Origin of the sequence: Pediococcus cellicola (assembly GCF_001438655.1) — a bacterium.
Taxonomy (GTDB): Bacteria; Bacillota; Bacilli; order Lactobacillales; family Lactobacillaceae; genus Pediococcus; species Pediococcus cellicola.
In genome coordinates this window covers 32,004-53,060 of the sequence record NZ_JQBR01000007.1, presented here as the reverse complement: position 1 = coordinate 53,060, position 21,057 = coordinate 32,004, and the positions used below count along the sequence as shown (strand labels likewise).

Annotated in this window: 20 protein-coding genes; 7 read left to right on the top strand and 13 right to left on the bottom strand. The window is 39.0% G+C overall.

Annotated features, from left to right (window positions below; genetic code table 11):
• The first annotated feature begins 35 nt into the window (after positions 1-35).
• Together IV80_RS10120 and IV80_RS07130 are read left to right on the top strand one after the other, a co-directional pair.
• Entirely contained in the window at positions 36-197 is a 162-nt protein-coding gene (locus IV80_RS10120; RefSeq protein WP_157048833.1) for a hypothetical protein, read from the top strand.
• A gap of 63 nt (positions 198-260) precedes the next feature.
• Positions 261-722, top strand: a complete 462-nt coding sequence (locus tag IV80_RS07130; protein ID WP_057751536.1) for a GNAT family N-acetyltransferase — start codon at positions 261-263, stop codon at positions 720-722.
• A gap of 402 nt (positions 723-1,124) precedes the next feature.
• On the opposite strand, the gene rbsK is transcribed toward IV80_RS07130, so the two are convergent.
• From rbsK to IV80_RS07115, 3 genes are all read right to left on the bottom strand, one after another.
• Positions 1,125-2,045 carry a ribokinase gene (rbsK, locus tag IV80_RS07125; protein WP_057751534.1) on the bottom strand — a complete coding sequence of 307 codons (921 nt, stop codon included), beginning with the start codon at positions 2,043-2,045 and terminating at the stop codon, positions 1,125-1,127.
• Positions 2,046-2,142: 97 nt separating this feature from the next.
• On the bottom strand, positions 2,143-2,514 hold the full coding sequence (locus tag IV80_RS07120) for a nuclear transport factor 2 family protein (protein WP_057751531.1): 372 nt from the start codon (positions 2,512-2,514) through the stop codon (positions 2,143-2,145).
• Positions 2,515-2,537: 23 nt separating this feature from the next.
• On the bottom strand, positions 2,538-3,911 hold the full coding sequence (locus IV80_RS07115; RefSeq protein WP_057751530.1) for an NAD-dependent succinate-semialdehyde dehydrogenase: 1,374 nt from the start codon (positions 3,909-3,911) through the stop codon (positions 2,538-2,540).
• A gap of 199 nt (positions 3,912-4,110) precedes the next feature.
• Between IV80_RS07115 and IV80_RS07110 the strand changes: the two genes are divergently transcribed.
• The 3 genes from IV80_RS07110 (at position 4,111) to IV80_RS07100 (ending at position 8,536) form a co-directional block, all read left to right on the top strand.
• Positions 4,111-4,914 carry a Cof-type HAD-IIB family hydrolase gene (locus tag IV80_RS07110; RefSeq protein WP_057751527.1) on the top strand — a complete coding sequence of 268 codons (804 nt, stop codon included), beginning with the start codon at positions 4,111-4,113 and terminating at the stop codon, positions 4,912-4,914.
• A 722-nt stretch (positions 4,915-5,636) separates the two neighbouring features.
• Complete coding sequence (gene celB, locus IV80_RS07105; protein WP_057751526.1) at positions 5,637-7,001, top strand: PTS cellobiose transporter subunit IIC; 1,365 nt, start codon at positions 5,637-5,639, stop codon at positions 6,999-7,001.
• A 128-nt stretch (positions 7,002-7,129) separates the two neighbouring features.
• Positions 7,130-8,536 carry a C69 family dipeptidase gene (locus IV80_RS07100; protein ID WP_057751524.1) on the top strand — a complete coding sequence of 469 codons (1,407 nt, stop codon included), beginning with the start codon at positions 7,130-7,132 and terminating at the stop codon, positions 8,534-8,536.
• A gap of 374 nt (positions 8,537-8,910) precedes the next feature.
• Here the strand turns inward: IV80_RS07100 and IV80_RS07095 are convergent, their stop codons facing one another.
• The 5 genes from IV80_RS07095 to IV80_RS07075 form a co-directional block, all read right to left on the bottom strand.
• Positions 8,911-9,375: a universal stress protein gene (locus IV80_RS07095; RefSeq protein ID WP_057751522.1), complete on the bottom strand. Its 465-nt coding sequence runs from the start codon at positions 9,373-9,375 to the stop codon at positions 8,911-8,913.
• 220 nt (positions 9,376-9,595) lie between these two features.
• Positions 9,596-11,017 carry a 6-phospho-beta-galactosidase gene (lacG, locus tag IV80_RS07090; protein WP_057751520.1) on the bottom strand — a complete coding sequence of 474 codons (1,422 nt, stop codon included), beginning with the start codon at positions 11,015-11,017 and terminating at the stop codon, positions 9,596-9,598.
• A gap of 17 nt (positions 11,018-11,034) precedes the next feature.
• A complete protein-coding gene (locus IV80_RS07085) occupies positions 11,035-11,388 on the bottom strand; it encodes a PTS lactose/cellobiose transporter subunit IIA (protein ID WP_057751517.1) in 354 nt (117 codons plus the stop codon).
• Positions 11,389-11,419: 31 nt separating this feature from the next.
• Positions 11,420-12,280 (bottom strand): PRD domain-containing protein, encoded by an 861-nt coding sequence (locus IV80_RS07080; RefSeq protein ID WP_057751515.1) that lies wholly within the window; start codon positions 12,278-12,280, stop codon positions 11,420-11,422.
• 29 nt (positions 12,281-12,309) lie between these two features.
• Positions 12,310-14,052 carry a PTS lactose transporter subunit IIBC gene (locus IV80_RS07075; protein WP_057751513.1) on the bottom strand — a complete coding sequence of 581 codons (1,743 nt, stop codon included), beginning with the start codon at positions 14,050-14,052 and terminating at the stop codon, positions 12,310-12,312.
• A 299-nt stretch (positions 14,053-14,351) separates the two neighbouring features.
• Between IV80_RS07075 and IV80_RS07070 the strand changes: the two genes are divergently transcribed.
• Complete coding sequence (locus IV80_RS07070) at positions 14,352-14,546, top strand: helix-turn-helix transcriptional regulator (protein ID WP_057751511.1); 195 nt, start codon at positions 14,352-14,354, stop codon at positions 14,544-14,546.
• A 2-nt stretch (positions 14,547-14,548) separates the two neighbouring features.
• Positions 14,549-15,025, top strand: a complete 477-nt coding sequence (locus IV80_RS07065) for a DUF6773 family protein (RefSeq protein ID WP_057751509.1) — start codon at positions 14,549-14,551, stop codon at positions 15,023-15,025.
• A 406-nt stretch (positions 15,026-15,431) separates the two neighbouring features.
• Here IV80_RS07065 and lacG (IV80_RS07060) read toward each other — a convergent pair whose 3' ends face one another.
• From lacG (IV80_RS07060) to IV80_RS07040, 5 genes are all read right to left on the bottom strand, one after another.
• Positions 15,432-16,847: a 6-phospho-beta-galactosidase gene (gene lacG / locus IV80_RS07060; protein ID WP_057751508.1), complete on the bottom strand. Its 1,416-nt coding sequence runs from the start codon at positions 16,845-16,847 to the stop codon at positions 15,432-15,434.
• Between the two features lie 13 nt (positions 16,848-16,860).
• The gene (locus IV80_RS07055) at positions 16,861-18,612 is read right to left on the bottom strand and encodes a PTS lactose transporter subunit IIBC (RefSeq protein WP_057751506.1); all 1,752 of its coding nucleotides are present in this window, start codon (positions 18,610-18,612) and stop codon (positions 16,861-16,863) included.
• Positions 18,613-18,636: 24 nt separating this feature from the next.
• Positions 18,637-18,987, bottom strand: a complete 351-nt coding sequence (locus IV80_RS07050) for a PTS lactose/cellobiose transporter subunit IIA (RefSeq protein WP_057751503.1) — start codon at positions 18,985-18,987, stop codon at positions 18,637-18,639.
• On the bottom strand, positions 18,977-19,861 hold the full coding sequence (locus tag IV80_RS07045; RefSeq protein WP_057751641.1) for a PRD domain-containing protein: 885 nt from the start codon (positions 19,859-19,861) through the stop codon (positions 18,977-18,979). Before IV80_RS07045 ends, IV80_RS07050 begins: the two co-directional genes overlap by 11 nt.
• Before the next feature lie 558 nt (positions 19,862-20,419).
• Positions 20,420-20,932 carry a TetR/AcrR family transcriptional regulator gene (locus tag IV80_RS07040; RefSeq protein ID WP_057751500.1) on the bottom strand — a complete coding sequence of 171 codons (513 nt, stop codon included), beginning with the start codon at positions 20,930-20,932 and terminating at the stop codon, positions 20,420-20,422.
• Between the last annotated feature and the right edge of the window lie 125 nt (positions 20,933-21,057).

Genomic DNA, 21,057 nt, shown 5'->3' with positions numbered 1-21,057 from the left:
AAAATAGCATACAATACTTTTTAAGGAAGCCACTCATGTCAAATAAATTTTATCAACGGTTGCTTGCCATTGCCGTTCTCATTCTTGTGATTGGCATTATAAAGCCATTCCCACTCACACTAATTAATACACTCTGCCTAATTTTAGGTGCCGTGCTAATTGGTCTGACCCTAATTATTGGCAAAAATAGAAGTTAAAAATCACCTAATAAAGTTACCCATTTTAGTGTATGATGGAGCTGTAAGAAAGGAAGTGTCTCCATGACCAAAATTGTGAACATGACGGCTTCTCAAGCCAATACCTATCTTGATTGGAAATATACCGAGCCCTATACTTTTTACAATTTTCCATCCTCAATTAATCGTTCAGACCTGTTAAATGAAATTTTTAACGGGACCAGCGATTACTTTTCGGTACTAGACGAAAATGACAAGCTTTTTGGAATTTACGAATACCAATTTCACAATGGTGTCATGGAGATCGGTTTAGGCATACGACCGGAAGACACCGGAAAAGGTTATGGTGTCCCCTTTGTCAAACAGTGCCTTGCTTTTGGTCAGCAACATTATCACTATTTCAGCAAAGTCACGCTTGAGGTCGCCAGCTTTAATCATCGCGCCATTCAGCTATACACAAAATTAGGTTTTAAAAAAACAAGTGAACGTGATGCCCAGCCCTTTGGCATCCCTGTGACATTTATTAGCATGACTTATACGCCCTAACAAAAAGACCGGGAGAAACTCCCAGCCTTTTCCTGTCTTTAAAGTTTAATAGTCCAAAATTGAATAGTCGAAATTGAAAAAAGCTAACTTTTCCGCTTAGCTACGAAAACCAAACGATTCAAAGAATGACTCATTCGGTTGCCTAGGTTGCCATAGCAACTTATTACTTTAACGCTTTTAATCGTCTGAACGACGGCGTATGCTCGCAGTCAGAGCACCTTTTTCCACTCCCCTTATGAGTTAGTCTTTGGCTAACCAACGCAAAGAGAGAATCAAACCAATCCACACAAACAATTCTAGCCAACTAAACTGCTTTTTTGTGAGTGCCACTTTGAAATGTTTACACTTTTTTAACTTCATTGATTCCTTTCTATAACGGCATTTAAGCTCGTCTAAATACCCTTATCTAGCGTCATTTACTTCTTCTAACTTCGGAATTGAATCCATTGCGCCTTCTTTTTGTACCGTCAACGATGACGCTAAGTTCGCAAAAGCAATCGTTTCTTCAATATTACTTAAATCTGGAACCACCTTAGCTGCAATCGCACCGATAAATGTGTCTCCAGCAGCTGTCGTGTCTACCGGCTCCACCTTATGTGCTGGCACCAAATTGGACTTACCTTTCACATCATAAAAGACTCCGCGAGATCCCAAAGTAATTACCACGTTTTTAATACCCATTTCGTGAAATTTTTTTGCTGCCTTCTGACAATCTTCAGCCGTTTCCACTTTCAAACCAGTCAAGGTTGCTGCCTCAGTTTCGTTAGGTGTAATCACATCCGTCAACCGAATCAATTCTGCAGGTAATTCAGGCAACGCAGGAGCCGGATTCAAAATGGTCAATGCATCAGCCTGTTTGGCCAGTCGAAAAGCTTCTACAACAGTTTCCAAGTTAGTTTCCAATTGTGCAATCGTAATTTGAGACTGCTGAATACTAACTTTATCGGCTTTCACCGCGTCTACCGAACCTAATTTGTTGGCACCGCCTTCCACCATAATGGTATTGTGCCCATCTGGTTCCAGCATAATAAACGCTTGCCCAGTATTGGCATTTTGCAAAACTCGAATGGCGCTTGTGTCAATACCTTCATTTTGGCATTTAAGCCGCAGCACCGCACCAGCATCATCCTGTCCAACGGAACCAATGAAATGGACATTAGCACCCAGACGTTGGGCCGCTACCGCTTGATTGGCTCCTTTGCCACCAGCTGCGTGGCTACTAGGTTTTAATAAACTTAAGGTTTCTCCTTGTAAGGGAATATGTGCTACTGGGATATGAACATCCATATTCAAGCTACCAACGACCGTTACATTATTTGCCATGGTTTCGCCTCTTATTATCTTTCTACGATATTTAGTCAGTTTTCTTTCCTTCTAAGTGTATACAGACAGTACGGACCCTGTCAACAAAGTTCTTCCTTTAGACCTCTTTGTACGGCCGTGAATGACTCGCTTTGGATTGATATTCACTCACCTGACAAATCTGATTATCCGCATTAAACGTCATGATAGAAACCCCATCAAACGAATAGGTAGTGGCTTCACGAGCTTTGAAAAACCACGTTACCACCGTTTGATTGTCGACGCTCAGTATATCTCCAATGCGCCACTCCAAAACCGTTTGTTCTGCTGATTTATGCTGAATCCAGGCCAACATTTCGGTAATTCCTACATATTGCGGGCCATAACATTCTGTATAAATGATCTCAGGCGCAAACAATGTGGGTATTTTAGAGAAATCCTTTGTGAGCCACATCTTAAAATACGCACGAATAATGTTTTCTTTTGTCACTGTTCTGCATCTCACTTCATTAATTAATTGGTCTCTGCTGTGTAAATTAAATGTTCATTGACAAATGCCAACATTCCTAACTTACTTAGTTCACGTCCATAGCCAGAATTTTTAATCCCCCCAAAAGGCAATTCTGGTAAACTGGTCCATTCATGATTAATAAATGTCATTCCAGCTTTAATCTGTCGGGCTACTTTTTGTGCATGGTGAGGGTCTCCGGACATTACCACGCTACCCAACCCATATTGAGAATGATTAGCCAATTCAATGGCTTCTTCTTCCGAATGCACCCGATAGATTTGCGCAACTGGTCCAAACAACTCTTGATCAAACACAGGATTTTCTGGTGTCACATTCGTCAAAATGGTTGGCATAAAGAATTGTCCTGGTAAGTCAACTGGCTGATTTCCATAAGCCACAGTTGCCCCCGACGCGACGGCTTCATCAACTTGTTTTTGTAGTTTTTCTTTAGCTTTTTTTGAAGATAGTGGTGCCAAAGTCGTCTCTGCCTGCATCGGATCGCCCATTTTGACTGCTTCAAACGCGCTGATCATCTGTTCTAAAAACTCATCGTAAAGCGTATCCGGAACAATGAACCGTTTTGAAGCTGTACAGGCCTGCCCAGAATTAGATAATCGCGCGCCTGGTGCCACTTGGTACAATAATTCTTTATCCACATCATCTAACACAATAAAAGCATCGTTACCGCCCAATTCTAAGGTCGATTTTTTTAAATGTGCGCCAGCCACTTTAGCTACTTCTTTCCCACCTCGGTCAGATCCAGTCAGTGCCACGGCCGTCACCCTGGAGTCAGCAATTATCTCCGCGATTTGATCATAATCCAAGAAAAGGTTCAATAAACTGCCCTCCGGAGCACCTGCATCTTCAAATATTTGGGCAATTTTTCGAGCCGATCCCGGCACAATCGAAGCGTGTTTTAAAATAACAGGATTACCCACCATAAAGTTAGGCGCAAAAATTCGCATCACCTGATATAGGGGGTAATTCCAAGGCTCACAGGCCATGATAGGACCCAAAGGCTGTTTTAACACTATGGCTTCAGCATCAGTAGTTTCAAGCTTGGTAGGCTGCAAAAATTTTTCGGCGTGATCTGCAAAGTAATCGGCAATGTTTGCACAAAGCATCACTTCTTCTTCAGACTCACCAATCAATTTTCCCATTTCGCGGGTCATGATTTCGGCCATAGCCATTTTTTGACTTCGTAACTGATTCGCAATTTTGTGCAGCATTTGGCTTCTTTGCGTTAAATCATCGTCTTCCCAACGGCGCGCCAAATCGCTTGCCTGCTGTAGTGCGGCTTCAATTTCTTTAGGAGTTGCATTTTCGTATTCATTGAACATTTCGTTATTATAAGGATTAACTGATTTGTAGGCCATATTAATCTCCTCACTTTTGGTTGAGTTGTCAGCGTTTACAACCTTTATTATAACGAGCCTCAAATTCAGAATGCGAACCATTTGCCTATTTGCGTGAGATTCTTAAAAAAAGTCATTCTATAGAATAACTTTCATGCTACACTAAAATTATGAAAGCGCCACCTATTTTATTGAATATGGTCAGAAATGAGGTTTCATCATGATACAACACATTTTTCTAGATATGGACAACACTCTGCTGAGTCCGGATGGCTCTATTAGTCCTAAAAATATTAACGTGATTCGCAACAGTCCCATTCCGGTTTCACTAGTCTCTGCACGTGCCCCTTTTGAAATGGCCTTTGCCATCCACGATCTTCAGCTGCACACCACGCAAGTAGCTTTTAATGGTGGCTTAATTTTCAAGCCAACTGAAAAAAATAATCAACGTCTCTACACCAAGGCCATCGAGCCCCAAATCGTCAAAAAAATCATGACCATTGTGTCACAGAAATTTGCGCAGGCTTCCTTGAACTGGTACTCAGAACTGGCCTGGTACACGAATAAAAACTGTCCAGAAACAGACTTCGAAACATCTATCACCCACGAAAAACCAGTTATTCGTCCTCTGCCTGAGCACTTAACAGATGCCGTTTATAAATTTATGTTGATCAGTTTTAATCCAGCCCTGTTTCAACAACTTGAAACCTACCTCAAACAACTTAGCTTGCCTGACGTGAACGTGATGACATCAGGAGATGCTTACATCGAAATCACAGATATTCACGCCACCAAGGCGAATGCCATCAGTCATATTCAGACCGTTGAACATTTAAAAACGGATCAGCTTGCTGCTTTTGGCGACGGTGAAAATGACATTCCAATGTTTCAAAAAGTTGGTTTACCAATCGCCGTCGCGAATGCCAGCCAAAAGGTCAAAAACTACGCCAAATTCATTTCCACTAGCAATCGCCAAGATGGTGTGGCTAATGGTATTTTGCAACATATTGCTTCTGAAGTTTAAGAATCTTCTCTTAATTTACCTACATTTTAAAAAAAGCACTTATGAAAGTCCATTTGAACTTCTATAAGTGCTTTTTAAGTTTCTGACTATTTTATCCGAGTAACTGACGTCCTTATTTTTAAATACTAGTCCTAAATCAGAATCAAGCCACAATGTAAAACAGACGGTACAGAAAAAATTCTTTTCACATTAAATGATTTTAAAACCACAAGATTATTTCGACAAAAAAGATCTAGACCAATTAAAGCAATATAAATTTTTACACTTAAAGGAAAAATTTGTCCCCCTTTGCTTGAAAAGCAATTTTATTCAATTTCAAGTCGAAATCGCATTACAACGGCATTTTGTCGTTCCTATATCAAACAATTTTGAAAGCGCATACAGAAAACGCTTGCAAAAAAAGTGACAAGTGTCTTATACTAACCAATATAGTAATCAACTAAAATATTAAGGAGATGATGCAAATGAAAACTTGAATTAAACATTTTTATTTAGTAACTGAGAAACTACATAAGTCATCCTGACCATGTAAACCTAAGCAAAGTTTACTTCACTTTCAAGGTTGTTTTTGTGTCATGCTCTTATTTTTTATTTTTAAATCGATTGTCAGGAATGTGGGGCTCGGTTACCAACATGGTATTTTTCGTCATAAAACTATTACAGAAAAAGCGTCACAATGATTTATTACACGCTTTTTCGGACTCTAATTGGAGGTTAAAAATATGGCAGATCAATCTATGACTTTTAAAGATAAGTTTAGCAACGCTGTTGGAAGATTTTCTGGTTCTCGTTTTGTTCGTGCAATCATGGCCGCTGGTTACAGTGTAATCACCTTCTCTATTGTGGGAGCTATGTTTCTAATTTTAACTGTTCTACCACAGGCCTTTCCTATTCCTGGGTTTGCCGCTTGGTACGCAGACACAATTGGACGTTTCACTAATTTATTCCAAGTTATTTATAACTCTACAATGGGTATTTTAGCCCTCGTTTTCTCAGGAACATTCACTTATACTTACACAAAAATATACCGTGATGAGGAAAAACTCAATCTTGATCCTCTAAATGGGTTGATGCTTTTCTTAATGTCTATGTTCATCACGGTACCTCAATTGGTTTGGAAAAATGGCAGTGTCCAATTTGTCCAATCATTAGATAAAGCTAACATTATCGGAGGTGGCTATGCCGTTTCTACAGGTGGAGTTACACGAATTGCTGCTGTCGGAATTTTTACTGGCTTAGTTGTGGGGTGGATAACGGTTCAAATCTACCGCTTCACCATTAAACATAACTGGCAAATTAAAATGCCTGATTCTGTACCAGCAGGGGTTTCTAATTCTTTCAGTGCCTTAATACCAGGTTTTTGTATTGCTGTTGTCGTAGGTGGCATTAACTTAATTTTGGTTTTATTTGGAACTGATATTTTTAAAGTACTCTATATTCCATTTTCATTTATCAGTAGCATTGCTGATACTTGGTGGGGATTCTTGGTCATTATCTTTTTGATTCACCTGCTCTGGTGGTTCGGAATTCATGGTGCTACCATTATGAGTTCTTTCTATACACCAATTGTTTTGGCTAATATGGCCGCTAATGTTCATGGCGCTAATCACTTTTTTGCCGGCGATCCCATGAATGCCTTCGTTATCATTGGTGGTTCTGGTGCCACTTTAGGTATGGCGATTTGGCTAAGTTTTAGAGCTAAATCAGCGCAGCTTAGCAGTATTGGTAAGGTTGAATTGGTCCCAGCTATTTTTAACATTAACGAACCAATTTTATTTGGACTTCCAATTGTCTACAACGTCCAGTTAGCAGTGCCATTTATCTGTGCACCGTTAGTATCCGGAATCGTTGGCTATTTCACAGTCACTTCTGGAATCGTCAAGAAAATTATTGTTCAACAACCTTGGCCAACCCCAGTAGGCTTGAGTGGTTTCTTAGCCACTGCCAGTTGGCAAGGCGCCGTTTTATCAATCTTCTGCGCCTTCGTTGCCTTTCTTGTTTGGTACCCATTCATTCGTCATTATGACCGTACCTTACTTAAGAAAGAGCAAGCCGTTGAGGCTGCAGAAGCTGCTGACAATAACTAAAACTGTTCACACCATTTACCAAAAAACAAAGGGCTGGGAAAAATTTCCAGCCCTTTTTTATTGTCATTCGCAATTTTGACACAAGTATCTTACAATTAAACTAAATAGATAAGTGAGATGATATTTTAATGACAAAACGTATTAAAGGCTCTTGTACGACTATTCTAGTCGGTAAAAAAGCTTCCATTGATGGTTCCACCATGATTGCTCGTAACGAAGACGGGGCTGGCCCACTTAACCCACAAAAATTTGTGGTCGTAAAGCCTGAAGATCAACCAAGACACTATCAAGCAGTCTTGAGTCCCGTTAAAATTGAACTTCCTGATAATCCTTTGCGCTACACTTCAACACCTGATGCTACCGATGATCACGGCATCTGGGCAGGCGCTGGAATCAACAGTGAGAACGTTGCAATGACTGCAACGGAAACCATCACGTCTAATTCTCGAATTTTAGGTGTAGACCCGTTAGTTGAAAACGGTATTGGCGAAGAAGATATTACCACCATCACACTACCGTATATCCACTCTGCTCGTGAAGGTGTTCAACGTTTGGGGGCACTCTTGGAAAAATATGGTACGTATGAAATGAACGCCATGGCCTTTTCCGATCAGGATGAGGTTTGGTACTTTGAATCCATTGGTGGACATCACTGGGCTGCAATTCGAATTCCAGATGATGCTTACGTGATCGCACCTAATCGTTTCAATATTGATCAATACGATTTTGATTCGGAAGACACACTGTTTGCAAGTGATTTACCTGAATTAATTGAAAAGAATCATTTGAATCCAGATCGGGATCAAGTAAACTTACGTCACATTTTTGGCAGTGCCACAATCAAAGACACCCGTTATAACAATCCACGAGCTTGGTATGGTCAAAAATACTTTAATCCTGAATTTAAGACAACACCAATTGATCAAGACTTACCTTTCATTTGTCGAACAAACAAAAAGATCAGCATTGAAGATATGAAGTTTGTTTTAAGCTCACATTATCAAAACACACCTTATGATCCTTATGGAACCGGTACTGAGGCCGAAAAGAAACAATTCCGTCCAATTGGTATTAACCGTAATCAAGAATTACACATCTTACAAATTCGTTCCGATGTTCCAGCGGAAATTGCGGGCATTCATTGGCTGGCATTTGGTCCAAATACATTTAATGCCGTTGTACCATTTTATGCGAATGTCACGCACACCCCAGCCGCCTACCAAAAAACTACTGGAGAATGCGATCCAACAACTATGTACTGGCTCACAAACGTCTTAGCGTTAATGGGCGATCATGACTTTGGATTATATGAAGATCAAGAAAATCTCTTTGAAAAAAACACAGTTGCTGCTTGCCGAAACTTGCAAAGCCAAGCTGATAAAACTTATCTACAGCAAAATGATGTGCAACTTTACCTAGAAACAATTAATGACCAAATGGCGGCAGTGGCTATGAAAAATGCCAACAAACTACTTGGACAAATGTTAGCTTTGGGTGAACCACGCATGAAATTACAATTTACATTAAACGATTAAACTTACAAATCTTAGAGACTGGGAAAAACTACCAGTCTCTTCCTGTTTTTGAACTTTAATAGTCAAAATCAGAAAAAAGGTAATTTTTTCGCTTAGCTAAAAACTGTAACGTTTTAACGGGCAAATCATTCAATTTCCTTTTTTAATGACTAGCACCCATATTTCGTTAAAGCTTAAATAAGCAATAACTTCCTATAATAAAATCCCCCTAAGATTGTTTTTCCAACCTTAGGGGGATTTTTAGCTTTTCAAACTGAGTGATACTTATTTAACCATCGCTTGGATCTCGGTAATCACAGCCAATAAGGCATCTTTTTGTTGCCGTTTCCAATGAACGTCGAAAACCGTTGTGTACTTTTTCTTGAACACACAAATCACTGTAATTTATTTGACAAATCAGTCCGCACTAAGAGCACATCGCATTTGGCCATTCGAACCACATAGTCCGCTACCGAGCCAATCATCGTTCGCTGAAGCGCACTCATACCAGTGGCCCCCATCATAATTAAGTCATCGTTAAAGCTTTCAGGAGCCATCTTGGCGATAATTTTAGCAGCGTTACCGGATTCTACAGAAATCGAAACATCGTCAAATTGATATTTTTCGTGAATCCGCTCTTTAAGCATTTCAACGTATTCTTTAGTTCTTTTATACGTGATATCCAAATAGTCTGTGTTGGATCCCATGTGCCCATAAACATCTAAGAAACGGCTTGTTTGAATGATAGAAATAATATCTAAATGTGCCGAGTTACGTTTGGCGGTAAAAACGGCCTTTGTAACGGCTAGTTCAGCATTTTTTGAGCCATCCACCGGAACCAGAATTCTATTATATTGCATTGGGTCTACCTCTTACTTCTGTCTTTTAACTTGATTATAGTCAATATTTAGCTGTAGCGCTACCATTTACAAAAAATTAGCTCAGATTAAATCAAATCGGCTTTATTTGTGCCGTTCCAAGGAATTTTAGCCCATCTCTTAATGAACATCAAAAAATTCCAGTGTCCCTTTACAAGAATGTGAAGGAAAACACCGGAATCTTTAAAATAATTAGACAAGTTTAATCTGGCATCGTGTCAGCTAATTCTTTAAACCACTGTGCGCTCTTTTTAATCTCACGAGCTTGCGTATCAAAGTTTACGTAAAACAGCCCATAACGCTTGTTATAACCATTGGCCCACGAGAACTGATCTTGCAAGGACCACACGAAGTACCCTTGAACATCAACGCCTTCATTGCGTGCTTTAAGGAGTGCTTCAATATGTTGATCAATAAAATCAATTCGCGGTTCATCATCAATCACTTTGCCTACCCCGGCATAGTTGTCTTTATAGCCAAGCCCGTTTTCGGTAATATAGATTGTTTTACAATTTTCATAGGTTTCACTAACCCGCTTGAGCATATCATACAGACCCTTAGGATAAATATTCCAATCCCAATCAGTTGTAGGAATTTCTGGATTCTTAACGTGTTGTCCAACACCTTTAAACTTAAATGAACTGGTCCCCTTTTCACCTGTGCCATTAAACGTGTTGGTACTCTCGCCATGATAAGCCGCCACAAATGAAGGTTGGTAATAATTCATACCAAAATAATCATTTCGGGTAGACGCTTTTTTCAAAATGGCCATATCTCCAGGTGCGATGTTAAGATGCGCATCATTAGCCTTTAGAACCTCATTGACTAATTTCATCGTTTCCGGTTCATATTCGCCTTTAAAAGTGCCATCCAGTAAAAAGGTGTTCATAAAGGCATCCTCACATTCCGCCGCATGCGCATTTTCTGGCGTGTTGGGATACGGGTATACAGGTTGCAGGACGTGAATCAAGCCGATTCTGCCTTCATAACCTTTATCTTTAAACAAATTGACAACTCGTGCATGTGCCACTAGTTCATTATGCTCTGCTTGAATCGCACTGGTAACGTCGAAATGATGACTAGGTGGGAAATTCCCTTGAACATACTGTGAAAAAGCCAGCGAAATGAGTTCATTAATGGTAAACCAGTTTTTCACTTCCGTAAATTCTTGAAAACAGAAGTCCGCATAAGTCACAAAGTAATCGATCGTTTTTCGATTTAGCCAATCGCCATCGTCAAATAGAGTTTTGGGTGAATCAAAATGATGTAACGATACATATGGTGTGATGCCATTATCAAGACAGCATTTAAACAGTCGATGATAATATGCCACTCCTGACTTATTGGGCTCGCCATACCCCTCAGGAAAAATTCGTGTCCAAGAAATCGATAACCGAATGGCATTCAGGCCATACAATTTGGCCAATTCAATGTCTTCTGGATAAAGGTGGTAAAAATCACTGGCGGGATCGGGCGAGAAACGACCTTGGGCTTTTAAATAGTCATCCCACATTGTTTTACCTTTTCCATCCACCTGAGTCGCGCCTTCAACCTGATAAGCAGCCGTTGCCCCACCCCAAACAAAGTCTTTTGGTAAAGATTTAACCCGTTTTAATAATGTCATATTGCTAGTTTCCTCCGTTATTTTGGTGAATCAATGCCTAATTGACTTTCAATTTTGTGAATACGTTCATACTCATCAATGAAAAAGGTCACTTCATCTTTGAGCATCATGGTGGTCATCAACGTGTCTTGCCCATGTACCATGATAAAGGTCACGTCCATGTCACTACCACCGGCTTCTTTGCTCAATAACTTTGTTTGTTCATTATGAGCATCTACAATGGACTCGTTTGCTTCTTTCACTAAAGCTCTGGCGTGATCAAAATTGCCTTTGCGTGCTTCTTGTAAGGCCTCAATAAGGTCTGTTTTCGCATCTCCTGCGTATGCAACGATAGAAAAACCTGTCATTGAAATTTCTTCTTTAGTAGCCATAAATGAATCCTCCACTCTTAAAAATTAATTGTCATGCATTTGTATTTTCATTTTCCTGAATCAACCGCTGAATATGAATGATAAAGTAAACCCTTTCATTTTCATTTAAACTGATTCTTAAGCTTGATTCAAGTTGATCACAGATTTTCCCGGAAATTTCATATGACTTTGGATAAAGCCGCCGAAAATCTTGTTCAATATTTCGATTTAAAGTATGATCATCCAACGATTTTGTTTGTACCCGCTCTACCAAATACTGCAGATGAATCATCAATCTGTCAAAATAATTCTGATTCGTCAAATTACGCTTGATATCATATGCTTCAAACACTTGTTTTACAATGCGGTTCACACTACTACTGAGATTATCTGTTGGGACTTGTTCTGGATCAACCCCTTTTGCATTAATAAAATGCAGCGCAATATTTTTAATCTCTGCATCTGGAAAGTGTACGTTGAGATTTTGATTGATCATACGTAAAACAGCTTTACCAATCGCATACTCAGTGGGGTAGCGTTCATGAATATCAGGCACCATACTAGGTTGATACTTACCATTCATCAAATGCTTGTACATCTGAAAAATATGATCCGTTAACGTGACGTAAATATAGTTCAAAACCGAATAATGATAGGTGTGCTTAGCCATATCAATGGCCTTAAAAGCTGTGACAACAATATCAATAGGCACATCTTTGAGTAATGTGGCAAAATGTTTCTTGATACGGTCATCTTCTAAATACAAAATGTTATTCGCGCTTGTGGCTGAAATGGTATCCCCGGGACGTTTACGAAAGCCAATCCCTTTACCAGAAATAATGGCTTGTTTCTTTTCACCGATCTCAACTAAAACACTATTGTTATTGTATACAGAACGAATAACCAGTCGCATTTTCCCACCTCCTGTTAAAAAGTTTTTATTTATTTCGTAAAATCAGTCCCCTGTAAATTTTCGATAATAAAGTTCATAGCTTTTTCAGGGTCCCGGGTTAACGCAATATACTGTTGACCTTTTGTAGCCACTAGCTTAATGCCTAATCGATCCGTGTCACTCTTCAAATCATCGTAATAAGTGCGTACTTGGGGCGCTAAAACGACCATATCGTAGTTTGGCAAAATATCGTGATGTGATCCGTATGCGCCAGCACTAGCCACAATTGGTTCATCGTATTGTTTGGCAGCCTTAGTAAGTGCGTTGGCTAATTGTTCACTAGTCCCACCACCCGCACATAAGACAAGCACTTTAACTTCACGTGCTAGTCTTTTCGTGGTTGATTCAGTTACATTTGTATCAACAGCTGGTTTTGATTCAGTAGCAACAGGTGCTTCAGTAGTGTCAGCAACGGCAACTGTTTCAACTGCAGGTTGTACTTTAGCAGCATCCTGAGCATCCACTTCGGCTTCTTTAGCTACTAATGTTGCGTCAAAGGCCCGACAGAATGGCAAGTAAATTAAAGTATCAAGGACTAATAAAATAACCATTAAAAGTAGTGAGATTGGCTGGAAGTTTGTATCCATAAAGGCCCCAATCGGTCCTGGTAAGGCCCATGAAAGAATATACATAAACCCGTTCATATGAAGTAAGTCAATAAACAACTTACCAATAAGTACGTTAACCATTGGTGTTAACACAAATGGAATAAAGAAATAAGGATTTAAAATAATGGGTGCTCCGAAAAGCAGTGGTTCATTAACGGCAAACATAACTGGAATGACAGATGCTTTCCCAATTGCCTTTAATTGTTTAGAACGCATTAGGAAAATAAATATGATTGGTACAACAAATGTTGCCCCAGTACCACCCAATTCACCAACGAAGTTTAAAAAGTTTTCAGTTAAAGCATGAACTGGAAAATGACCGCCTTTAAATAGGGCTAAATTAGCTGTTGTATTTCCGTATAAAGCCGCTTCAAATGCAGGCTTAACAACGGATGGTCCGTGAATTCCTAAGAACCAGAACATTGGAATCAGAAATTCAATGAGGGCTAAACCGGCATAACTATCAGCACCCTTGAAAAGTGGCTGAATTAAAGTGGCAATCAATGCTGAAAATGGCACATGTAAAGAGGCACGGACAATCACATCAATAACTGCACACCCCAAAACGGCAAACGCGAAAGGAAAAATATCACGGAAGTTTTGTGAAATAGTTCCTGGTACCTCTTTGGGCATCTTAATAGTAATGTCGCGTTGCACACAGAAACGATAGACATTTACCGTTAAAAATGCGGAAACAAAAGCAGAAAGAATACCTTCTGTTCCGAAGTAGGTTCCAAGATAAGCCCCACTCTTCGTTGTTCCGATCGCTAGTAACATGAACCCGCACATAGAAGCCATCATGGTTGAAGTGGCATTAATAAATTTGCCACCTTTCATCTTATGGTTCATTGAACCGGTCAAAGCTTTGGCGGTAGTACCAGAAACATAAAAACCTACAAAGCCCATGGTGTAGTTGTAAATTTTGTTGAACCAATTAATTAGGTCAACTGGTACCTTCAACCCAATCAAAGTTGGAATGTTTGCTAAAAGGATGAAGACACTTGAAAATAAAATGATTGGCATGGCGGCTAAGAAACCGTCTTTGATCGCCATCAAGTAAATATTTTTTGAAATTTTTTCAAAAAAGCCTTGATGCTTTTCAAGCCTACTGATGATAAAATTCATAATATAACTTCCTTCCTATATGTAAATAAATGATTGCTTAAAACGAGACAAAAGAAAAACCACGAATTAACGATATAGAATAATCCTTATCGTTAATTCGTGGTTACGCCTAATTAAATAGTTACGATCCACTTTTGATATCTGTTTTCCTTTTAGCAAGTTCATATTAGCATAATTAAATCGTTTTGTAAACGCTTTATTTGAATTCGAGATTTCACTTTTTAACTTGCATTTTAAACGAATGCAATATATAATTTGCATTGTGTAATACATAAATTGCAACACAAGGATGACTAAATTTGAAAAACACTAAAATGAAAGCCGCTCGGGTTCAAAAAGGACTCAACCAAATCAAGCTGGCCTCAAAGGTTGGCGTCACGCGCCAAACAATTGGCTTGATTGAATCAGGAGAATACAACCCAACTTTAAAATTGTGTATCGCCATTTGCAAAGCTTTAGACAAAACATTAAACGATTTATTCTGGGAGGATTAATCATGAAAAAACACACAGTTATCGATGAAAGAATTCTGACACAACAACGCAAAATTAATAGTGAGGCCTTAGTTGTTTTGATGACTTTGCTTGGCGTAGCTGTTTTGATTCAATCTGCACTACTCAACAGACCTTTTCATGAATACTGGATTGAATTGGCCACATTTCTGATTACGAGCACCTATCTGATCGTACGCTATTTAATCGTTGGTCTAAATATCTCAACTAACGGTCAACATATGCCTTTACTAGTCAGTACTGTAGTGGCTTTAATTGTGACTATCCTCAATGGATTCACAAATTATACGCGCTATAACAATTTTTATCTTAAGGATGGGCTTGGCATTTTTGTGGCTGTATTAGCTATTACCTTTCTCAGCGCATTCCTATTAACCTATGTGGTTGCCACAATTGTTAACCAATTAAATCAGCATCGCCAAGCAGCAATCAATAAAAAAATGGACGAAATCGAAAAGTGACATTTAAGGCTCCTGATTAACTCTATTTCTTAAAACGCACTCAAAAAAGCGGTTGGAATTTAATTTCCAGCCGCTTTTTATCATTTTTGTCTCAAAACCATTTTAAGCTTTAATCCAATTCTGTCCAACCTGTGGTTTTTCAATCGAGTAGGCTAATGAATGCAATCCAATTTTTGCCATCACTTCATCCAATCCCTTTTCAAAGTCAGCATCCTTAAATACGTCCCGATGTACCAAGTATCATTGTTAACAGGAGCTCTCAAATTTTCTTGAGCTTCAACAGTATACTTTGCATAATAAGCATGTGCATCGTCATGGCTCTTAAAAGTAACGGCCCATGTGGTTGGAATATATTCAAAAATCGTCTAAATCACATAAATTGACTCCGAGTTAGATCCCTGACAGCCTACGAATGCATCGTGTCAGCTAATTCCTTAAACCATTCAGCACTCTTTTTAATATAACGTTTTTGAGTATCAAAATCGACATAGAATAGTCCATAACGCTTGTTATAGCCGTTGGCCCACGAGAACTGGTCTTGAAGTGACCAAACAAAGTAGCCCTGCACGTTAACACCCTCACTACGCGCTTTTAGTAGGGCCGCCACATGCTGATCAATGTAATCAATCCTTGGTTCGTCATCGATCACCTGATCTTCAGAAACGAAATTGTCTTTGTACCCTAACCCATTCTCTGTGATGTAGATTGTCTTAGAATTAGGATACTCTTTTGATACTCGTTTCAAAATGTCATACAAACCTTCAGGATAAATGTTCCAATCCCAATCTGTGGTTGGCACACCCGGCTTTTGCACAATTTGGCCAACACCATGAAAACTAAATGATGATGAACCTTTATCACCGGTGCCATTAAATTTATTGCCACTTGGGCCATCATAAGCTTGAATGAATTGGGACTGATAATAATTCAAGCCAAAGAAATCATTTTGTGTGGAAGCTTCTTTCAAAATCGCCATATCGCCATCTTGAATCTCTAATTTAGCCCCGTTTTTCTCCAAAATTTCGTTGATTAACGCCATGGTTTCATCCGAGTATTCACCCAAGAATGTCCCATCTAACAAGAACCGATTAATAAAGGCGTCATACAGGGCTGCCGCGTGTTTATTCTCAGGTGTCTCTGTGATAGGGTAAATGGGTTGTAACACATGAATTAAGCCAATTCGGCCATCAAGATGCAAGGATTTATACAAATTTACCACACGTGCGTGGGCCAATAACTCATTATGTTGGGCTTGAATCGCACTTGTCACGTCAAAGTGATGATTAGGTGGAAAATTCCCCGCGATATATTGGGATAAAGAAAGTGAAATTAATTCGTTAATCGTAAACCAATTTTTAACTTCTGTGAATTCTTTAAAACAAAATTCGGCATATTTTACAAAATAATCAATATTTTGACGATTTAACCAATCCCCTTGGTCAAATAACGTCTTCGGTGAATCAAAGTGATGTAAGGAAACATATGGGGTCACGCCTTGGTCAAGACATGCCTTAAAAAGTTCGTGATAGTACTTCACACCTGCTTGATTGGGTTCGCCATAACCGTTTGGAAAAATTCGCGTCCAAGCAATCGATACTCGAATGGCGTTTAATCCATACTGATGTGCCAATTTCACATCTTCCGGATAGCAGTGATAAAAATCACTAGCAGGATCTGGCGAGAAACGACCTTGGGCTTTTAAATAATCATCCCACATGGTTTTTCCCTTACCACCAACTTTTGTGGCTCCTTCAACTTGATAAGCGGCAGTTGCGCCACCCCAAACAAAATCTTTAGGTAATGATTTTACACGATTTAACATAGTAACCTCCTAATTAAGCAGTTGGCGTTGGCGTCGGTGTATGCGTTTCTTGATTGTCTTCAGGTTCACCTTTCAACTTTCCAACGATAAATTGCAAAGCTTTATCTGCGTGTCTGGTGAGATCAATGTACTGTTTACCAGTGGTTGTGATCATCTTAACGTTTGCTTTATCTGTTTCTAACTTCAGTGAATCTCGCATCGCATCCATTTGAGGGGCGAGAACAACAACATCCATGTCAGGTAATAAGTCTCCGTGAGCCCCATATGCAGCTGCGGCAGCTTCGACCGGCAAATCTTTTTCTTTAGCCATCTTATTTAGCGCATTGGCTAAAATACCACTAGTACCACCACCGGCACAGATAACCATAATGTTCAAATTCTTTTTATCTTTTGTCATACTTACTGGGATTTCACCACTGTCAACTTCAACAGGAGCATTCGCAACCTCTGGAGAAATACCCTTAGCCGCATTTTCAGCCTCAGCAGCTGCTTCTTCAGAAACCTTCTGTGCATCATAAGCTTTGAAGAATGGGTAGTAGCAAACCACATCCATCGCCAAAATAGCGACAATGAGAATTAAAGCTTGAATTGAGAATCCAACTCCCATAAACAATCCGATTGGCCCTGGTGTTGTCCATGGTAAGTTATAAATAAAACCATTCATCCCAAAGAAATCAACGAAAATCTTGAATAACCAAACATTGAAAATTGGTGTCAAGATAAACGGTAAGAAGAACACTGGATTCAAAATTAAAGGTGCTCCAAATAAAATAGGTTCATTAACACCGAATGACACTGGAATTGCTGAAGCCCGACCAACTGCCTTCAATTCCTTTGATTTTGCGAACAACGCAAACATATACGTAATTACTAAAGTAGCTCCTGTACCACCAATAGTTGCGACAAAGTATTGTGTGCCTTGCGCTAAAATGTTAGTTGCGTGACCACCAGCTTCAAAAACCTTCAAGTTAGCTTCAACATTGGTTAAATAAATCGCCGTCACAGCAGGTTCCACAATGGAAGGTCCTTGAATACCGATAAACCAGAAGAAGGCCATCGCCCCATAAACAATTGCTAATCCAAAGTATCCATCAGCAGCAGTAAATAATGGCGAAAGCACTTGAATGATCCAAGCTGCCAAGTTTGCATTTGTTAACGCTCTGAAGACCATATCAAAGATCCAGAAGAAGAAACTGGCAAATGCAAATGGAATAATGTTGGTAAACGCTGATGAAATATTTTGTGGGACTGCATCAGGTAATTTAATAGTAATGTGATTCTTAAAACAGAAATAATAAATGTTAGGTACAATAAAGGCCACTAAGAACGCACAAATTAATCCTTTGGTTCCCATAAATGAGGTGTTAAAGAATAAAGTGCTTGCCTTATTGGTAAATGGGTCAACGGCTACTAACAAGAAACTAATCTGCGCGCCAAACATCACAGCAGCTTCTGGAATCTGATCAATTTTTGGTAGTCGTACGTTCAAGTTACGTGTTAATGCTCGAGCCACATTGGCAGCCGCCATTAAGGACAAAACACCCATTGAATAGTTATAAAATCTATTCAAATTGTCGCTAACCGCGGTTGGCCAGTAAAATCCCCAAATATTAGGGACGTTGGCCACAAGAATAAAGATACTTGAGAAAATAATGATTGGCATCAAAGAAATAAAGCCATCACGAACCGCCTGAAGATAGATATTAGCAGACAGTTTTCGGAAAAATGGTTGTGCTTTCTCAATTTGTTTCACAATCCAATTCATGAGAGAACCCTCCTATTTATAGTTTCAATTTTTTTCAATTCCTAATTTTTTTTCAATCTTGTCCAAGCGTTCATACTCATCAATAAAGTACTGAACTTCGTCTTTTAGCATCATAGTCGTCATCAAGGTGTCTTGACCATGCACCATAATAAACGTGACATCCATATCATCGCCACCCGCTTCTTTACTAAGCAGCTTAGTTTGTTCATTATGTGCATCATTGATTGATTGCGTAGATTCCTCTACCAAGCTCCTTGCCTTGGTGAAATTACCATCGCGTGCTTCGTCAAGTGCCTTCATTAAGGCAGTCTTTGCATCTCCGGCATACGCGACAATTGCAAAACCTACCATAGATACTTCTTCTCTACTTGCCATTTTTTTTACCTCCATTAACATTCTTATTTTGCGGTTGCTCATTAATCAGCCGCTGAATATGAATAATAAAATATAATTTCTCGTTATCACCAAGAGTTGCGGATAGTTGTTTTTGTAGATTGTTATAAATCTCTTTTGCAATTCTTGCGGAACTTGGATAAGATTTTTCCAGACTATTTTCTAAGGATTCTGTAAACGCAGACCCATGATTTTCAGATTGATTCAAGCGATCAACCAAATACTGAAGATGGACCATTAACCGATCATAATAATTACCGTTTTCTTTGGTCCTTAAAATATGATTTTGACTCAAAACAGCTTGGACAATATTATTCACGGTAGTGGTTAGTGAGTCATCAAGCTTATCGGCTCCTGGTGTGCCTTGAGCATTGATAAAATGTAACGCAATACTTTTGACCTCACTTTTCGGTAACTGAATATGTAAGTTATTGGAAATGATGTCGACTGCTCGTTTTCCAATTGCGTATTCAGTTGGATATTCCGTATGCATGTCTGGAACTAAGCTTTCATGAAAACTATTGGTTTGCATACGCTTATACACCCCATAGATATGGTCGCTCAATGTAATATACACATAGTCCAAAACTGAAAAACCAAATTCTTTTTGTGCGACATCCACAATTTCGTAGGTCGTAGTCACAACATCAATGGGAATATCCTTTAGCAGAAAATATAAGTTTTCTTTAGAGCCTGCAGTCTCCAAATAAAATATTTTTTCCACTTTGTTCACATCAACTTGTTGGCCCTTCTCTTTTTGGAAGACGATGCCTTTTCCCTTTACTATTGCTAGTCGGTTGTCATTCAATTTGATCAAGGCCACGTTGTTATTAAAAATCTGAACGATGGTCAACATTTTCATCATATCCTCTTTTTTTGAAAAAAAATGACCACAAGCAATGAGTTGCATTGCTTGTGGTCACGCCTAATCGAATTAGTAACGATCCACAAAAACTTTATCCATAAATAATTGTAGACCAATTTAGTAAAAATGTAAACGCTTTATTTATTTTTCTTTCATTTTTGCTTTTGCATCATTCACCATAACGGCTGATCTGACGTTAATTTCAACTCTTCCACTGTCGCAAAAATTTGCGTGCGATCATCTAGTTAAGCCACCCGCTACATTTGACACTAGCCACTTTAATAACTAACTCTTTTCATGAAGAAAGGGCTTTTTTTGTACCTGTCTTTGCATTATTTCCGCCAGTTCTTCAAATCCTAAACGTTCGGGTGCTTGCAGTGCCATAGCAACAACCAAAAACAATACTGCTTTTCATCTTTTCTCCCGAATCTCGGCTATTAAAGTTCAGGGATAGAAAAAGACTAGGAATTTTTCCTAGTCTCCGATCAACGATACGCAGTATGTGCCTGACGGTCTTTGCCATCTAATTTTCAAAGTATTCCTAAAAACTTATTTCAAAAATTTACGTGCGATCATTACCATTTCGGCATTGGATTCAATCATATCATCCTTATCCCACTCCACAATCATGGTAGTGAGACCGCCTGCAACAAACGCAATCCACATTTTGGATGCCCGATCACGAACTTTAAGCACGTCCTTGTCGATCAGGTCGGTAATATAAAACTGTAACTTATCCAATATGATTCCCACTAAGTCGGCTTTAATCAAAATATGAACCGTGATGCGATGCCGACGAATTACCGTAAAAAAGGCATCCAAAAAAGCCGTCATATCGTGATTGTTCATAACTTGTAAGTAACTAAAAAATTCTTGGAACACGACATCAAATTGGTATTCTAAAATTTGTTGTTTGGATTTAAAACTTCGATAATACGACATCCGTGACACTGATGCTTGTTTACAAATATCGCTAACTGTCACTTCATCAACTGAGTGGGTCTTCATTAATTCAAATAAGGCCAGCACTATCTTTTGTTTCGTGTTAGAACGCTTTGCCATGATTTCCCTCTTCACTTTTCTCTTTCTAATATCATACCATTTTCTTTACCAAAATCGTAATTCATCGATTTTTATGTTATCTAGTTTCAATAACTAGATGATTAGTATATAATGTCTAGTTGAAA

What these genes read in the sequence shown, in the direction of transcription:
- lacG (WP_057751520.1), bottom strand. Translation starts at nt 11,017, where the DNA reads ATGACATTATTAAAACGGGTTAAATCTTTACCAAAAGACTTTGTTTGG.
- IV80_RS07130 (WP_057751536.1), top strand. Translation starts at nt 261, where the DNA reads ATGACCAAAATTGTGAACATGACGGCTTCTCAAGCCAATACCTATCTT.
- IV80_RS07040 (WP_057751500.1), bottom strand. Translation starts at nt 20,932, where the DNA reads ATGGCAAAGCGTTCTAACACGAAACAAAAGATAGTGCTGGCCTTATTT.
- IV80_RS07050 (WP_057751503.1), bottom strand. Translation starts at nt 18,987, where the DNA reads ATGGCAAGTAGAGAAGAAGTATCTATGGTAGGTTTTGCAATTGTCGCG.
- rbsK (WP_057751534.1), bottom strand. Translation starts at nt 2,045, where the DNA reads ATGGCAAATAATGTAACGGTCGTTGGTAGCTTGAATATGGATGTTCAT.
- celB (WP_057751526.1), top strand. Translation starts at nt 5,637, where the DNA reads ATGGCAGATCAATCTATGACTTTTAAAGATAAGTTTAGCAACGCTGTT.
- lacG (WP_057751508.1), bottom strand. Translation starts at nt 16,847, where the DNA reads ATGTTAAATCGTGTAAAATCATTACCTAAAGATTTTGTTTGGGGTGGC.
- IV80_RS07065 (WP_057751509.1), top strand. Translation starts at nt 14,549, where the DNA reads ATGAAAAAACACACAGTTATCGATGAAAGAATTCTGACACAACAACGC.
- IV80_RS10120 (WP_157048833.1), top strand. Translation starts at nt 36, where the DNA reads ATGTCAAATAAATTTTATCAACGGTTGCTTGCCATTGCCGTTCTCATT.
- IV80_RS07055 (WP_057751506.1), bottom strand. Translation starts at nt 18,612, where the DNA reads ATGAATTGGATTGTGAAACAAATTGAGAAAGCACAACCATTTTTCCGA.
- IV80_RS07110 (WP_057751527.1), top strand. Translation starts at nt 4,111, where the DNA reads ATGATACAACACATTTTTCTAGATATGGACAACACTCTGCTGAGTCCG.
- IV80_RS07115 (WP_057751530.1), bottom strand. Translation starts at nt 3,911, where the DNA reads ATGGCCTACAAATCAGTTAATCCTTATAATAACGAAATGTTCAATGAA.
- IV80_RS07100 (WP_057751524.1), top strand. Translation starts at nt 7,130, where the DNA reads ATGACAAAACGTATTAAAGGCTCTTGTACGACTATTCTAGTCGGTAAA.
- IV80_RS07080 (WP_057751515.1), bottom strand. Translation starts at nt 12,280, where the DNA reads ATGCGACTGGTTATTCGTTCTGTATACAATAACAATAGTGTTTTAGTT.
- IV80_RS07095 (WP_057751522.1), bottom strand. Translation starts at nt 9,375, where the DNA reads ATGCAATATAATAGAATTCTGGTTCCGGTGGATGGCTCAAAAAATGCT.
- IV80_RS07085 (WP_057751517.1), bottom strand. Translation starts at nt 11,388, where the DNA reads ATGGCTACTAAAGAAGAAATTTCAATGACAGGTTTTTCTATCGTTGCA.
- IV80_RS07075 (WP_057751513.1), bottom strand. Translation starts at nt 14,052, where the DNA reads ATGAATTTTATCATCAGTAGGCTTGAAAAGCATCAAGGCTTTTTTGAA.
- IV80_RS07045 (WP_057751641.1), bottom strand. Translation starts at nt 19,861, where the DNA reads ATGTTGACCATCGTTCAGATTTTTAATAACAACGTGGCCTTGATCAAA.